This is a genomic window from Citrobacter sp. B72 (assembly GCF_016894305.1).
GTDB lineage: Bacteria > Pseudomonadota > Gammaproteobacteria > Enterobacterales > Enterobacteriaceae > Citrobacter > Citrobacter portucalensis.
In genome coordinates this window covers 1,235,220-1,252,401 of sequence record NZ_CP069801.1, presented here as the reverse complement: position 1 = coordinate 1,252,401, position 17,182 = coordinate 1,235,220, and the positions used below count along the sequence as shown (strand labels likewise).

At 55.9% G+C, this 17,182-nt stretch carries 4 protein-coding genes and 1 other RNA gene; all 5 read left to right on the top strand.

Features of this window, described 5'->3' with window-relative positions:
- Positions 1–436: 436 nt before the first annotated feature.
- The 5 genes from JQN59_RS05850 to ssrA all read left to right on the top strand — a co-directional run bounded on the left by JQN59_RS05850 (position 437) and on the right by ssrA (position 16,926).
- Positions 437–11,626 carry a BapA/Bap/LapF family large adhesin gene (locus JQN59_RS05850; protein ID WP_204528166.1) on the top strand — a complete coding sequence of 3,730 codons (11,190 nt, stop codon included), beginning with the start codon at positions 437–439 and terminating at the stop codon, positions 11,624–11,626.
- Between the two features lie 100 nt (positions 11,627–11,726).
- Positions 11,727–13,136, top strand: coding sequence for a TolC family outer membrane protein (locus JQN59_RS05845; protein ID WP_008785529.1), 1,410 nt, complete (start codon positions 11,727–11,729; stop codon positions 13,134–13,136).
- Positions 13,133–15,319 (top strand): type I secretion system permease/ATPase, encoded by a 2,187-nt coding sequence (locus JQN59_RS05840; RefSeq protein WP_149608280.1) that lies wholly within the window; start codon positions 13,133–13,135, stop codon positions 15,317–15,319. Before JQN59_RS05845 ends, JQN59_RS05840 begins: the two co-directional genes overlap by 4 nt.
- A 7-nt stretch (positions 15,320–15,326) precedes the next feature.
- Positions 15,327–16,490: an HlyD family efflux transporter periplasmic adaptor subunit gene (locus JQN59_RS05835; RefSeq protein ID WP_149608281.1), complete on the top strand. Its 1,164-nt coding sequence runs from the start codon at positions 15,327–15,329 to the stop codon at positions 16,488–16,490.
- Positions 16,491–16,562: 72 nt separating this feature from the next.
- Positions 16,563–16,926: a transfer-messenger RNA gene (gene ssrA, locus JQN59_RS05830) on the top strand.
- Positions 16,927–17,182: the final 256 nt, after the last annotated feature.

The window sequence follows — 17,182 nt, the reverse complement described above, 5'->3', positions numbered from 1 at the left end:
CGCCCCATAGTCTAATAAAATAAAACTTCAAGACCATGCCACCTATATTCAAACTTATTTAATAACACTATTATTACTGTTGTTTATTATATCACCTCTCATTTCGATTAAAATACAAAATCTTTAAATACAACAAGTTAACCAAAAACAAATCATTAAATACACACCGGAAAGTATACTTTTCAATTAGCTAAATATATTTTTAATATGGATAAGTTGCAGAATACATTCTTTCTGACTATATCATCTAATACGAAAGAACTATTCAGCTAACAGGGCCCGAACGTATTTGATAAGTAAATGAACCTCTGCATGACCTAATCAATGTAATTACATGTGTAAATTCATCTTTATGGTGAACGGGGCCCCTGTCTGCTCATTTTCCCAGCGCGCTGTTGCGGATTAATACTCCCGACATGCCATCAGGAGTGAACATATGCGTCTACTCGCCGTTGTATCAAAATTAACTGGCGTTTCCACAAATGTTGAATCCTCTGAAGTTACGCTCAGTTCGCCTTCTATCGTGAAACTGTCGGTGTCACGTGAGGAGGTAAGTCAACTGACTCGCGTGAATCAGGATCTGGTTGTCACACTCCGCTCAGGTGAAACCATCACCATTAAGAACTTCTATGTCGGAAAAGGTGATGCGCAAAACCAGCTTGTTCTGGAAGACAGTAATGGCGCGCTGTGGTGGGTTCAGGATACTGATGGGGCATTCCATTTCCAGCATCTGGACGATCTCACTCCGCTAATGACTGCCGAGGGAAGCCATGAAGGCGGCGCCGTCTGGCCGTGGGTTCTTGGTGGGATCGCGGTCGCAGGCGGAATTGGCCTCGCGGCGGGTGGTGGAGGTGGCGGCGGTGGTGGCGGCGGGAGTGATAATAACGCCGGCAACGGAAATGGCGGAAATGGCAACGGTGGTAATGGGGATGGTGGTTCACCGCCAACAACAACCCCTAACATGCCTGACGTACCCATTATCACCAGCGTAATCGATAACCAGGAGCTGATTACTGGCCCTGTTAATCAGCTGGAATCCACCAACGACAATACGCCCACTCTTCAGGGCACCGGCCCCGCAAATGCCACATTGCATATTTTTGATAACGGCGTCGAAATAGGCCAGGTCACTATCGATGCCAACGGCAACTGGTCGTTTACGCCATCCTCTCCACTCGCAGACGGTACCCACAAGTTTACCGTCAGTGCATCAGACGGTACGGGCAACAGCGACATGTCGGACAGTTGGGAGATTATTGTCGATACGCTTGCCCCCGACGCCCCTGTGGTCACAGAAGTAACTGACGATTCAGGTTCCATTAAAGGCTTGATAGGTAATAACGGTGTAACCGACGATGCCACGCCAACACTCACAGGCACTGGTGAAGCGGGCTCTTACATCAGCATTTCTGATAATGGCATTCTGATTGGCATGGTTCAGGTGGATGACAATGGTAACTGGACGTTTACACCTGACACGCCGCTTAGCGACGGTGTTCATAATCTGACGCTGACGCAAACTGACGATGCGGGTAACGTGAGCGCGGAAACGAGTGTACCGACATTCACCGTCGATACTACCCCGCCTGAAGGCGCGGTCATTTCCTCCGTAAACTTGCAAGGCACCGAGGTAACCGGTAGTGCTGAGGTAGGAAGCCAGGTCATTATCATCGGTAGTAATAATCAGGTTTTGGGGTCAACTACCGTTGATCAAACCGGCAATTTCGTCATCGCGATTTCACCTTCACAGACGCACGGTGAAGCGCTGATCGCGAAGATTCAGGACCAGGCAGGCAACGTCGGGCCAGACACGTCCTTCAATGCCACCAACTCTGGCTACCCGGGCGTGCCTGTTATCATCAGCATTGTGGATGATGTTACCCCCTCAACTGGGCCATTGAACAATAATCAGGCCACCAACGACCCAACGCCTACGATCTCGGGTACCGCAGACGCCAACAGCACGGTTAACATTTATAACAACGGCGCGCTTGTTGTAAGCGTGCTTGCCGATTCCAGCGGCAACTGGACCTGGACCTCCAACACCAACTTGCAGGACGACTCATACTCCTTCACCACCACAGCAACCAACCACCTGGGCACGGGAGGAACGTCAGCGGCATTCAATATCACTATCGATACTCAGCCACCGTCAGCGCCGGACGATCTGAACGTATCTGCCGACGGCTCTGTCGTCACCGGTACAGCCGAACCAGGAAGTACCGTGACCATCAATAATAATAACGGTCTTCAGATCGGCAGCGGCGTCGCCGGAACGGATGGCTCATTTACCATCACCATTAACCCGCCTCAGACCAATGGTGAAACCATTACCGCTATCGCCACCGATCCTGCCGGGAACCCAAGCCTACCGGAAACCGCGCTCGCGCCAGACATCACGGCCCCGCTGCCGCCAGCTAATCTGGTGATTAATCCTACAGGCGATCAGGTTACCGGCATGGCGGAACCCAACAGTACAGTACATATTCTGGATCCTGGTGGCGCGATAATTGGAACAGTAACCGCCGGCTCGAACGGAGAATTCACCGCCACGCTGGTTCCGCCGCAGACCAATGGAGAACATCTTGTCGCCAACGCGACGGATGCGGCTGGCAATACCAGCGGCAACAGCGCGATTACCGCCCCGGATACCACGGCGCCTGACGCGCCAACCGGCGTCACCGTCGCCGGGGACGGTGGTTCTGTAAGCGGACATGCTGAAGCGGGAAGCACCGTCACTGTAAAAGACAGCAATGGTAATCAGATCGGCACAGGCCAGGCAGACAGCGGCGGCAACTTCACGGTGTCGATTACGCCGTCAAAAATGAACGGCGAAACAGTAAAAGTTACCGCAACGGACAGCAGCAATAACGAGAGTCAGCCAACTTCTGCGGTGGCTCCGGATATTACCGCCCCTGGAACGCCCATCATCACCGCCGTGACGGATGACCAGCCCATGTACCAGGGCCCTCTCGATAACGGCGACGTCACTAACGACAGCAAACCTAAACTGGAAGGCACCGCCGAAGCAGGTTCTCAGGTCAAAATTTACGATAACGGCACCCTGCTGACGACCGTTGTCGCTGATATCAACGGTAACTGGAACTATACGCCAGCCTCGGCGCTGAGCGAGGGTGCTCACATCTTCACGGTGACCGCCACAGACGCCGCGAATAACACCAGCAGCGCGGCAAGCTGGAAAATCATTGTCGATACCATTGCGCCCACAGTTCCCGCAATCACGCTGGTGAACGATAACGTCGGTACGATAACCGGCGACGTTGCGAACAACGGTGGCATCACCAACGACAACACGCCGACGATTTCAGGCACCGGTGAGCCAGGTTCGTTAGTTAGCCTGTTTGACAATGGCACTTTACTGGACACTATCCTCGTCACCAGCTCCGGGACCTGGAGCTATACAGTGCCCGATGGCGCTCCGCTCACTGACCGGGTGCATAATTTCACGGTATTGGCTTCGGATATGGCAGGTAACGTCACCACCTCGCCAACGGTTGTGACGATCACGGTTGATACACAAGCGCCTGCCACGCCAGTCATTCTCAGCATGACGGATGATGTCGGCAGCATTAAAAGCGATCTACTTACCAACCAGAGTACGGACGATACGCTACCAAAACTTAACGGCACGGGTGTTGCCGGTTCAACCGTCACGCTGTATGACGGCACGACGCCTGTTGGCAGCGTGCTGGTACCGGCGGACGGTAACTGGAGCATTCAGGTGACTCAACCGCTAAGCGAAGGGCCGCACACGCTGACCGCCGTGGCGACAGATGCCGCAGGTAATGCCAGCACACCCGCAAGCTTTGCGTTAACCATCGATACCACGCCACCTGCTGCTCCGATTATTGTCGCCGGAGAGGGACTGATAGGCGGCGCTACCCTCCCCCTGGCAAACGGCGGCAGTACGAAAAGTACCACCCCTGTTCTTTCTGGTACTGGCGAGCCGGGAGCAACCATCACCGTTGCTGATAACGGCACAACGTTGGGTCGCACCACCGTCCAGCCTGACGGTACATGGACATTTACGCCACCGAATGCGCTGCCTGAAGGACCGCATAAATTCACCGCCACAGCGACTGACGCAGCAGGCAATACGGGGATCCCGTCGGCGAGCTTTACCCTGACGGTTGACAATACGCCCCCCGTGCAGCCTGGCGCGCCTGTCATTACCGACGATGTGGCTCCGGTAACGGGCGTGGTCACGAATGGCAATACCAATGACACCACGCCAACCTTTAGCGGCACCGGTACGTCGGGGGATGTTATTTCGGTGTATCTCGACGGCAATACCACACCACTGGGCACCACCAAGGTTGGTGCAGACGGCACATGGAGCTTTACGCCGACCACGGATATTAACCCGGACAGTTATCAGGTCACCATCACCGCAACCGATCCGGCAGGCAACGTCAGCCAGCCGTCGACTGCCGTCACCCTGAACATTGATATTACGCCTCCCGCAACGCCTACGATCGAGGCGGCAGATGACAACGCAGGCACTATTCAGGGAGATATTGCAGAGAACGGCACAACCGATGACAGTACGCCGACCGTGCGAGGAACAGGAGAAAGCGGCTCGATCATTACGCTGTATAACGGCACGACGGTTATCGGCACCACGACCGTAGTGAATGGTTTGTGGAACATCACACCGACGACGGCGCTGCCCAACGGCACCTACACGCTGACGGCAGTCGCCACCGATGCTGCAGGCAACCCCAGCGGCACCTCAAACAGCATTTCGTTTACGGTGAATTCGACACCGTTGGTCGTTAGCAACATCGAAGACGATCAGGGTGTCTTTACTGGCTCACTAAGCAACGGTAGCGTAACGGACGATACCCTCCCAACAATCAGCGGGACCGGCATTGCAGGCAGTACTGTATACATCTATGACAATGGTCTTCCTGACGCCATAGCAACTGTTCAGGTCGGTGTTGACGGCACGTGGAGTATCAACGTGCCACTAAGTGAAGGCGTGAATAATCTCACTTTTATCGCAAAAGACAGCAATGGAAACAATATCTCCGCTGCAACGCCAGTAACGTTAAACCTTGATACTAATGCCCCAAATGCACCATTGATCACAACTGTTGACCCTGACGGAACAAACGTTAAGGGAACAGCAGAACCTGGAAGTACTGTGATTATCTCGAAGGGCTCTACGGTATTAGGTAGCGCAATCGCTGATGCCGAGACAGGTCAATTTACCGTCACGCTCTCTCCAGGACAGACCTCAGGTGCTTTGCTAACAGCTATCGCGCAGGATACTGCGGGTAATCAAAGCGTTGAGACTTCGTTTACGGCATCAAACTCAGGGCAACCTATTCCACCCACTCTTGAAATCTTTGACGACTTCGCCCCTACTGTTGGCATCATTGCAAACGGAAAAACCACCAATGATACGCAGCCAACCTTACAAGGCGTGGCAACAGCCGGAGCTGATGTACATATCTACCAAAACGGAATCCTGCTGATCACCGTCCCGGCTGATGCGAGCACCGGAGCCTGGAGCTACACCATCCCCAGCGCGCTGGCGGACGGCACGACCTGGAACTACGCTGTCTCTCAAACGGTGAATGGCGACACCAGCGGCCAGTCGCCAAACTATGCCATTACCATCGATACCACCGCGCCGCTCGCGCCAAGCATCACCGCCGTTACTGATGATGTGGCTCCGGTGACGGGCAATGTCGGCAGTGGACAAAGCACTAACGACACGCGCCCAACACTGAGTGGTACTGGCGAGATTGGGGCGACCATTACGGTTTATGACGGCGGCGTGTCCATCGGCACCACTACCGTTAACAACAGCGGAAACTGGAACTTTACCCCGCAAAATGCCCTGAATGACGGCCCTCACACGTTTACCGTGCGCGCCACTGACGCGGCTGGCAATCAGGGGGCCCCATCCGCATCGTACCCAATAACGGTGGACACAGGCCTGCCTGGTGCGCCAGTTATTGTGTCAGTAACCGACGATGTAGGTGGAACAACCACGCTCATTTCCGGGCAGACTACCAACGATAATACGCCAACCCTGGCAGGTACTACCGAAGCGAATAGCGTGGTCACCATCCGCGATAACGGCACGGTGATTGGCACAACCACCAGCGACGGAAGCGGCAACTGGAGCTTTACGCCTTCTCCGGCGCTCGGCGAGGGCAATCACGCGTTGACCGCCACGGTCACGGACGCCGCTGGTAACGTCAGCCAGGCAACAGCGCCATTCTCGCTGTTGGTCGACACACTCCCACCAGTAGTGCCAACGATTGTGTCAGTCATCGACGATCAGCCGGGAAGCACTCTGCTGACCAACGGTCAACTGACCAATGATGCCCAACCCACGCTGAATGGCATTACCGAACCCAATGCCATTGTCACTATTCTCAGTAATGGTACGATCATTGGCACCGCAAATGCCGATATCTCCGGTAACTGGAGCTTCACCCCGACAAACGCGCTGGCGCAGGGGGAAAATATCTTTACCGTGACGGCGACGGATGCGGCTGGCAACACCAGCGGAGCCTCCTCTTCGTTCACGGTACTGGTGGATTCAATTGCCCCGTCTGCACCGGTAATTCTGACCGTTCAGGACAATACCGCTCCGACAACCGGGCCTATCTCCAACGGGCAAATCAGCAACGAAAGTCGCCCGGCGCTCAGCGGTACCGGTGAAGTTGGCGCGACGATTACCGTCCTGAGCGATGGTCAGGCCATTGGCACCACCATCGTCGGCGCAGGCGGAAGCTGGAGTTTTACACCCTCCGCGGCATTGGGTAACGGCCAGCATACTCTGACCGTCACGGCTACAGATAGCGCAGGCAATACCAGTCTGCCTTCTGGTGGCTTTACCTACACCGTCGATACTATGGCACCGACAGCACCAGTGATTACTCAGGTTGCGGATGATGTCGGCCCGCTGATCGGTAATCTGAACAACGGTCAGGCCACGAACGATCCACTCCCGACGCTTAGCGGTACGGCTGAAGCCAATTCCACGGTGAGAATTTACGATAACGGATCGTTTATCGGCTTTACCACAGCGGATGGTACGGGCGCCTGGATCTTCACACCGGGAACCCAACTTGGCAATGGTAACCACGCGCTGACGGTAACAGCCACCGACGCGGCCGGAAACATCAGCCCGACGTCTGCAGGATTTAACATCGTTGTTGATACCGTCGCCCCGCTTGCGCCAACGATTATCCAGGCGTTTGATGACGTGCAGCCGGGAACCGGAACGCTATCGAACGGAGCCTTTACCAACGACACCCGTCCCGTACTCAGCGGTTCAGCGGAAGCCGGTGCCCGGGTAGCCATCTACGATAATGGCGCGCTGCTGGCAACGGTGACTGCGACGATAGACGGCACCTGGGAATATCTGACCACCACACTTGGCAACGGTCAGCATGTGTTTACCGCCATCGCCACCGACGCCGCCGGGAACGTGAGTCCTGTCTCAGGTGGGTTTACGATTAATGTCGACACCATTGCACCATCCGTCCCGCTGCTGGTCTCTGTGGTGGATGATATCGCAGGCGGCGTGTTCAATGCAGCGCTCAGCAACGGACAGCTGACCAACGATGCACGCCCGACGCTGAACGGCACCGCCGAGGCAGGCAGCACCATCAGCATCTATGACGGAAGCACCCTGTTGGGTACCGCGCTGGTGCAAAGCAATAACAGTTGGTCGTTTACCCCAACCACACCGCTGGCGAATGGATCGCACACCTTCACTGTCACCGCCACTGATGCGGCGGGCAACACCAGCGGCGCGACGGCAGGCTTCAGCGTGGTAGTTGACACCACGGCGCCGACGCAGCCTTCAATCAGCAGCATTACTGACGATGTCGGGCCAAACACCGGGCCGATTGGCAGCAATCAGCCGACCAATGACGCGCGCCCAACGTTAAACGGCATCACGGAAGCCAACGCGCGAGTTGATATTTATGATAACGGCAGCTTTGTCACCAGCGTAACGGCGGATGGCAGCGGCAACTGGAGCTACACCCCGACTACCCCGCTGGCACAAGGTACCCACTCGTTTACCATCACTGCAACGGACAGTGCGGGTAATACCAGTGGCATATCGTCTGCGGCAGCGATCGTGGTCGATACCGTTGCCCCGGGTATCCCAACCGGGCTGGCGGTAAACGCCAACGGCACCGCGCTCACCGGCGTTGCCGAACCAAACAGCACGGTCATTATTACCTCCAGCGGCGGAACGGTGCTCGGCACGGCAACCGCCAACGCCTCCGGTAATTTCACCTTCACTCTGAACCCACCGCAAATCAGTGGGCAAACTCTGCTGGTCAGCGCACAGGATGCCGCAGGCAACATCGGTACAGCGGGTAACGTGCTGGCACCGTTTACCGGCGTACCACCTGCGCCTGTTATTTCCAGCGTGCTCGATGACGTCGGCACTATCATGGGACCCGTCGCTCCCGGTAAAACCACCAATGACACCCTGCCAACGCTCAGCGGAACGGCGCAGGCTAACGCCGTCATCAATCTGTACAACAACGGCGTGCTAATGGGCTTCACGACCGCAGACGGTAACGGGATCTGGAGCTTTACCCCATCCGGTGCACTCAGCGAAGGTAACCATGCGTTTACCGCCACGGCAACCAACGCCAACGGCGCAAGTGGGTTGTCCGGTTCGTTCAGCGTGATTGTGGACACCACGCCACCGACCGCGCCAACGCTCCTGATCAGCGCCGATGGCGGTACCGTCAGCGGCGTCGCCGAAGCGGGAAGCACGGTCACCATTTCTCTGCCCGGCGGCACCAGCGTGACGGCAATCGCCAACAGCAGCGGTGTCTACAGCGTCAACCTGCCGGTTCGCCAGATTGAAGGGCAGTCGCTGTCCGCCACGGCGACCGATGCGGCGGGAAATACCTCATCGCCGACAAACGCTCTCGCACCAGTATTGCCGCTACTGGCTGAAGACAATGTCACCAGCCTGCCGCTACAAACCGATGTCACCGTCAGCACCGAGCATCAAAGCGATTATGGTTTCCTGTTGGTCAATGCGCTGGGAAATGTCGCCAACGTGCTGGGGAACGATACGGCAAGCGTGAATTTCAGCATCGCTTCTGGCGGCAGCGGATCCATTACAATCAATGCCGCAGCGACCGGCGTAGTGCTGTCGCTGTTAAACACACTTGAAGTCGTCATCCAGCGCTTTGACACCGCGCTGAATGCCTGGGTGACGGTGGTGGATACCGGAAAACCAGACTTTGCCAGCCTCCTCACTCTGGGCGCCTCAGGCGTAACGCTCAATTACAGCGGACTGACTGGTGGTGATTACCGCGTGGTCAGCTACAACACCAACCTGCTGGCGACCGGGGCATACACCAGCCTTGATGTCTCAGTGGTAAAAGCCAGCGCAGGAACTATCACCGGCGGTACTACCGAGTCTGGCAATATCATCACCGATACCGATCCCGCCAACGGGCAGGATAATGCCCCTTCCGGCACGCTGGTCACCGCCATCACCGACGGTAACGGCAACGTCGTGAACATCCCGGCGGGCGGCATTGATGTGCAGGGGAAATACGGGATCCTGCATATCAATCAGAACGGTAGTTACACCTATACCCTGACCAATACGTCAATCTCGGTGTATGGCCGTTCCGAAAGTTTCACCTACACGCTGACGCATGGCAGCGATCACTCCTCAGCAAAACTGGTGGTAACGCTCGGTCAGGCGCCCACCACCAGTACGGTAACCGCGGCAGACGATGTGGCTGCGCTGACTTACGGGACGCAGGTCATCGCGGTTGATCATGGCACATCACAGCAAACCGGCTTCACCCTCGCCAACGTCGGACTGGGTAATGTGCTGGATGTCAGTCTGGTTAACGGTTTAACCAATCCGATCAAATTTAATGTGGATGATGGCGCAACCCGCACGCTGACCGTCAAGGCCAACGTTCTCGGCGTCACGGTTGGCGGTTTTGATCTCTATGTTTATCGCTTCAACGAGTCCATTCAGCAGTATGAGCAGTTCCGCGTGAAGCCCAACTGGGTCACAGCGCTGCTAGGAGGTAGCTCAACGGATTACACCATCACCCTGCCTGGCGGTGACTATCTGTTCCTGCTTAACGCCTCCGGTGGTCTGACGCTGCTGACCAGCTATACCCTGAATATCCAGGCCGATCACACCTACGCCGTCGACAGCCTGAGTGCGACAACCAATGGAAACCTGCTGGTCAACGACTCGGCTCCGGCCAATACCGTTATCACCGAAGTTAACGGTGTCACCGTAAACGGAACGGGTACAACCACCATTAACGGGCAGTACGGCACGCTGACTATTGATGCGAAAGGGAACTACACCTACACGCTGAGAAGCGGACTGGGCGCAGACGGTATCAATACGCCGGACAGTTTCGTGTATAAGGTCAAAGCGCCAAACGGCGATACCGGCAGTGCATCGCTGAATATCAAACCGACCCCACAGGCGCTGGATGCAGTAAATGACGTCAGCAGCACGATGGCGGTCACCACCCAGGCGGATACTTCCCGGTCGTTTACCGACGACAGCGTCGGGAACGCCAGCTGGAGTGCCCAACTCCTTTCACCCACCTCAAAAAGTGGTACTGGCGTCATTGAAATCGCTACGGGAACGGCAGTGCAAAACGCCATACTGCATTTTAACGTCGCGTCAGGTCTGACGCTGGGCGGGCTGACCGTCACCTGGGCGCTGTATGACAGCAACAACATCAAGATTGCCGGTAACTCTTTCAATGGCGGATTGCTGGTTGGTGGCAATATCGATATAGCCTTGAGCGGGATCGTACTGCACCCCGGCAACTATCGCCTCGACTATACCGGAAGCGTCGGGGGGCTGGGGCTGGGGAATATCACCATCACCCCCAGCGTGAAAGGTACGATAATCGACCTGCAAAACTTCGAGACTTCCACAGCGAACAGCGTCACCGGCAATATTTATGACGGAGACCATATTGCCAGCGTGCATACCTTGCTGACGGTGAACGGCACGGGCGGCAGTACCGTCACGCTTGATCCGCTGAGTAGCACGACCAGCGCCATCATTAACGGGTTGTACGGCAAACTGACCATTGGCATTGATGGTCATTACACCTATGCCCTCAACAGCGATGTCTCGCTCTCCACCATCGTCACCAAAGAGACATTTACCTACACCCTTAACGACCAGAATGGCCATACCGATACCGCTACGCTGACCATCAATATGAATCCGCAAGTGGTGAGTACCGTCGATGCCGATCGCCTGACTGGCAGCGCCTACGGCGATACGCTGATTTATCACCTGCTCAACGCCAACGACGCTACCGGCGGCAACATTAGCAATGGTGCTACCGACACCTGGACCAACTTCTCACTGGCCCAGGGTGACAAAATCGATATCGGCGACCTGCTGGTGGGCTGGAACGGGCAGAACGCTACGCTCGGCAACTACCTCACCGTAACCACCAGCGGTAACAACACGGTGATTGCCATCGACCGCGACGGTACGGGCAACACTTATCACTCAACCAATCTCATAACGCTGGAGAACGTACACACCACGCTCGATGAGCTGGTGCAACAAAATCACATCGTGCCCTGACGTTAACGCAATGCGTTAAAGCGCCATAACTACAGCCCCGGATGCCATGACGTCCGGGGCAATAACAGTCGTCGCTGCCGTATTTTGTAAGGGATAAACTATGAGAAATGTCGCGCCTGTTGCATTACTTCTGGCATTAACGCTCTGTACCCTGCGGGTGAATGCCGAAGATGAACCGCAAATTATTACGCCGGAAGGACTGGCCACCAGCCAGATGCTTCCCTCGCTGGACGGCGCGGTTGCCGATCTGCCGCTGAGCGCTGCCGCCCCCGGCAACCTGATGCTCAACGACGCGGTAAGTCGTGCCGTGAGCTGGCATCCTTCTATTCGTGAATCGATCGGCAAACTGCTTTCGCAAAACGAACAGATCGACGTGGCGAAATCGAAATATTACCCGCAGGTTTCTGCCGGAATGAATAACGGTTACAGCAATACCTATACCGACCACGGCTTTAGCCCGGCGCTGGTTATTTCGGTGTCACAAATGCTGTACGACTTCGGCAAAGTGGCAAGCCAGGTCCGCGCCGAGACAGCCGGAGCCGCACAACAGCAGGCGAATGTGTTACTCAGTATTGATACCATCGCCCACGCAACCGCCAACGCGATAGTCCAGGTGCAGACGTGGCAACAAATGGTGGATGCCGCCGAAGAACAGCTCACCGCCTTAAACGACATTGGTCGACTGACCCGACAACGCAATGATGAAGGGGCAACCTCGCTGTCCGACGTGGTGCAAACCGATGCGCGTATCGAGTCTGCGCGTTCTCAGCTGGCGCAGTATCAGGCCAATCTCGACAGCAGTAAGGCCACATTGATGAGTTACCTCGGCTGGAACTCACTTAACGGCATCAGCAACGAATTCCCGGCCAAACTGGACAGCAGCTGCGATGTGGTCAAACCGGAAGATAAACTGGTTCCCGCGGTACTGGCGGCCTGGGCACAAGCGAATGTGGCACAGGCAAATCTCGATTACGCCAACGCGCAGATGACGCCCACCATCTCTTTGGAACCGTCGGTTCAGCATTATCTCAACGACAAATACCCCAGCCATGAGGTGCTCGACAAAACCCAGTACTCCACGTGGGTAAAAGTTGAGATGCCGCTGTATCAGGGGGGCGGACTCACCGCCAGGCGCAACGCCGCCAGCCATGCGGTTGAGTCTGCACAATATTCCATCCAGCGCACCCGACTCGAAGTACGACAAAAATTACTGGAGTCCCGCAGCCAGGCAATGAGCCTCGCCACCGCCCTGCAGATTCTGCGCCGCCAGCAGCGACTGAGTGAACAAACGCGCGAGCTTTATCAACAGCAGTATCTGGACCTCGGTTCGCGCCCGCTGCTCGACGTGCTTAACGCCGAGCAAGAGGTGTATCAGGCCCGTTTTGCCGAACTCCAGACTCAAAACCAGCTGCGCCAGCTCCAGCTGAACTGCCTCTATAACACTGGCTCGCTTCGCCAGGCGTTCGCCTTAAATAATCGCAGCATTCAATCGGTGGAGATCAAGCTATGAGCGACCTCGATTCACATGCAGAAGATGCGATTAGCGAACACGCTCTTAGCCAGTGGGCGCAGGCGATGACGCATATTGCCAACCATTATCGCGTGGCCTGTTCTCCCGGCGCAATCCAGGCCAACGCCCCGTGGTTTGCGGGAAAAAGCCGGGCAACGGCCCTGTCGCAACTGGCGCGTCAGGCGGGACTGTCATTTCATGCGCTGGATACCGCCACGCAGGCGTTCGGTCAGTGGCGTCTGCCGGTGGTGGCGGAACTGCGCGACGGCCAGCTAATGGTGATAGAACATTTCAACGGCGAAGATGCACTGGATGTATTTATCATCGCCGAAGAGGGCCAGCGTAACCGGTTAACGATTGCAGAACTTCTGCCGGAGATCGTGAGCATTACCGCGCTGCGCCCGCTGTCGGCGCTGAAGGACAGTCGGGTAGACCGCTATATTTCGCGCTTCAAGCCCGACTGGATGCGCGAACTGGTGTTAAAAGACATTAGTCCTTATCTGCCGGTCATGATTGCCGCCTTTCTGATTAACGTTCTGTCGCTCGCCGGGATTATCTTTTCCATGCAGGTTTATGACCGGGTGATCCCCGCCCAGTCTTATCCAACGCTGTATGTTCTCTCCACTGGCGTTCTGGTGGCGGTGCTGTTTGGCTTTTTGCTGCGCGAAGCGCGTACCCACATAATGGACCTGCTCGGCAAACGCGCCGATATGCGCATTTCCGATCGCGTGTTCAGCCATGCATTGCGCCTGCGCAACAGCGCCGTCCCCCGCTCGACGGGGAGCTTCATTTCTCAACTGCGCGAGCTGGAACAGGTTCGCGAGATGATCACCTCCTCGACCATGTCGACCATTGTCGATCTGCCGTTTTTCTTTTTGTTTATCGTAGTGCTGGCTTTTATCGCCCCGCCGCTGGCATGGATAGCGCCCGTCGCGGCCCTGCTGATGATCCTGCCCGGTTTGCTGTTACAGAAGAAGCTGGCGGTGCTCGCCAACCAGGCTGCCCATGAATCCACCCTGCGCAACGCGGTGCTGGTCGAGAGCGTTCAGGGGCTGGAAGACATCAAGCTGATGCAGGCGGAAAACCGCTTTTTACAGCAGTGGAACAGCTACATCCGCATTACCGGAGAGTCCGGGCTGCGCACGCGCAGGCTGACTCAGGGGCTGATTGGCTGGGGCATGTCGGTACAAAGCCTGGTCTACGCCGCCATCATTATGTTCGGCGCGCCGATGGTCATTGAAGGCACGATGACCACCGGGGCCGTGGTGGCCGCTTCGATGCTCGGTTCCAGAATGATTGCCCCAATGGCTAATCTGTGCGGCGTGCTAGCCCGCTGGCAACAGGTTAAGGCGGCGAAGATGGGGTTGGATAGCATCATGCAGCTTCCCACCGAAACGCAGTACGACGAAGACCGGGTGCATCAGGAGATTTTTCACGGTCATTATCTGTTTGAGAACGCACACTTTCGCTACCACAGCGACGATCAGCGCGTTCCGCTGCGCATCTCGCGCCTGGAGGTCATGCCCGGCGAGCGCGTGGCAATCCTCGGGCGTAACGGTGCAGGGAAATCAACCCTGCTGCAGGCCATGGCGGGTGGTGTGGAGATTATCCAGGGCGATGTCCGGCTCGACAACCTGAGTCTGGCGCAGATCGATATGGCTGATTTACGCCGCAACATCGGTTTTCTTAGCCAGAACGCGCGGCTGTTTTTCGGCACCCTGCGCGAGAACCTGACCCTCGGCGCACCGCATGCCAGCGACGCGCAGATCTTCGAAGCGCTGGAGGTCAGCGGCGCGGCAGCTTTCGTTAAACAGCTCGCCAAAGGGCTGGCGCACCCCATTATGGAGGGCGGCAACGGTTTGTCCGGTGGACAACGGCAGTCGATCCTGCTGGCAAGAATGCTGCTGCGATCGCCCAATATCGTGCTGCTCGACGAACCCAGCGCCTCGCTGGATGAACATACCGAGCGGGAGTTTATTCAGCGCCTGAACCAGTGGCTGGGCAACCGCACATTGATTGTCGCCACCCATCGCGTACCGGTTCTGGAGCTGGTCGAGCGCGTGGTGGTATTAAAAGAAGGCCAACTGGTCATGGATGCCCCGAAAGCGCAGGCATTAAATGCGAGCCGGGCACCCTCCCCAACTCACGGTCGGGAGTGGAAAAATGAAAACCAATCCGCATGATGCCGCCATGGACGACCTCGATATCCGCCGCGAGCACCGTTTTTCCGGGGCCAGCCGCATTATTCTGCTCAGCACCCTGCTGTTTGTCGTTCTGGGTATCTGGGCATATCTTGGCAAGCTGGATGAAGTCTCAACCGGCAGCGGAAAAGTGATCCCCAGCTCGCGAGAGCAAGTCTTGCAGTCGCTGGATGGCGGCATTCTCGCCGAGCTTACGGTACGCGAGGGAGATAAAGTGCAGGCCAATCAAATAGTCGCCCGCCTCGACCCCACCCGTTCTGAGTCCAACGTTGGGGAGAGTGCAGCCCGTTATCGCGCCTCACTGGCTTCCAGCGCAAGGCTTAATGCCGAAGTTAACGATCTGCCGCTGGTCTTTCCCGATTCACTGCGCGCCTGGCCGGATCTCATCGCCTCCGAAACTCGCCTGTATAAAAGCCGCCGCGCGCAGCTTGCGGATTCAATGGCAGAACTTCAGGATGCACTGGTCTCAGTAAATAAAGAACTGGCCATCACCCAACGGCTGGAGAAAAGCGGTGCCGCCAGCCACGTAGAAGTGCTGCGCCTGCAACGACAAAAAAGCGATCTGGGATTAAAAATCACCGACCTGCGCTCACAATATTTCGTGCAGGCGCGGGAAGCGCTGTCAAAAGCCAACGCCGAAGTGGATATGCTGGCGGCGATTTTAAAAGGACGCGAGGATTCCGTCACCCGCCTGACCGTACGCGCGCCGATGCGCGGTATTGTGAAAAACATCCAGGTCACCACCATCGGCGGCGTTATCCCGCCCAACGGCGAGATGATGGAGATTGTGCCGCTGGACGATCATCTACTAATAGAAACCCGCCTGTCGCCGCGTGATATTGCGTTCATCCATCCCGGCCAGCGGGCGCTGGTGAAGATTACCGCCTATGACTACGCCATTTACGGCGGTCTGGAAGGCGTAGTCGAAACCATCTCTCCGGACACCATTCAGGACAAAGTGAAACCGGAAATCTTCTATTACCGCGTGTTTATCCGCACGCATCAGGACTTCTTACAGAACAAACTGGGACGCCATTTCTCCATCGTACCAGGCATGATTGCCACAGTGGATATAAAAACAGGTGAAAAAACCATCGCCGACTATTTAATCAAACCGTTTAATCGCGCAAAAGAAGCGCTGCGCGAGCGCTAAATCCTTGAGGATTAGGGGTTGCGGGGGCTGGTCACGCGTGTCACAAGTCTGTTATACTTGCTCTAACACATTGGGGCTGATTCTGGATTCGACGGGATTCGCGAAACCCAAGGTGCATGCCGAGGGGCGGTTGGCCTCGTAAAAAGCCGCAAAAAAATAGTCGCAAACGACGAAAACTACGCTTTAGCAGCTTAATAACCTGCTCGGAGCCCTCTCTCCCTAGCTTCCGCTCTTAAGACGGGGATCAAAGAGAGGTCAAACCCAAAAGAGATCGCGTGGAGGCCCTGCCTGGGGTTGAAGCGTTAAAACTAATCAGGCTAGTCTGGTAGTGGCGTGTCTGTCCGCAGGTGCCAGGCGAATGTAAAGACTGACTAAGCATGTAGTGCCGAGGATGTAGGAATTTCGGACGCGGGTTCAACTCCCGCCAGCTCCACCAAACACCGGTGAAAGCCCTCAGCGCAAGCTGAGGGCTTTTTTGTGTCTATTGACCCGTCCTGAAAGCGTTGACACGTTCCAGACTTAGATCCGGAGAACGTGATGATAGCTGAATACGAACAGGCAGATTAATTTCCTGATAACTCTTTTTATTTAACAGTGAACGACCATGGTTAAATAATATCCCTACAAGCTTAAAATCGTCACGATAAAAAGAAACGTATTTTTTAAATACATTCGTCATTTAAACGTTCGAC

Coding starts and splice junctions, on each gene's coding strand:
- JQN59_RS05850 (WP_204528166.1), top strand. CDS start 437: ATGCGTCTACTCGCCGTTGTATCAAAATTAACTGGCGTTTCCACAAAT.
- JQN59_RS05845 (WP_008785529.1), top strand. CDS start 11,727: ATGAGAAATGTCGCGCCTGTTGCATTACTTCTGGCATTAACGCTCTGT.
- JQN59_RS05840 (WP_149608280.1), top strand. CDS start 13,133: ATGAGCGACCTCGATTCACATGCAGAAGATGCGATTAGCGAACACGCT.
- JQN59_RS05835 (WP_149608281.1), top strand. CDS start 15,327: ATGGACGACCTCGATATCCGCCGCGAGCACCGTTTTTCCGGGGCCAGC.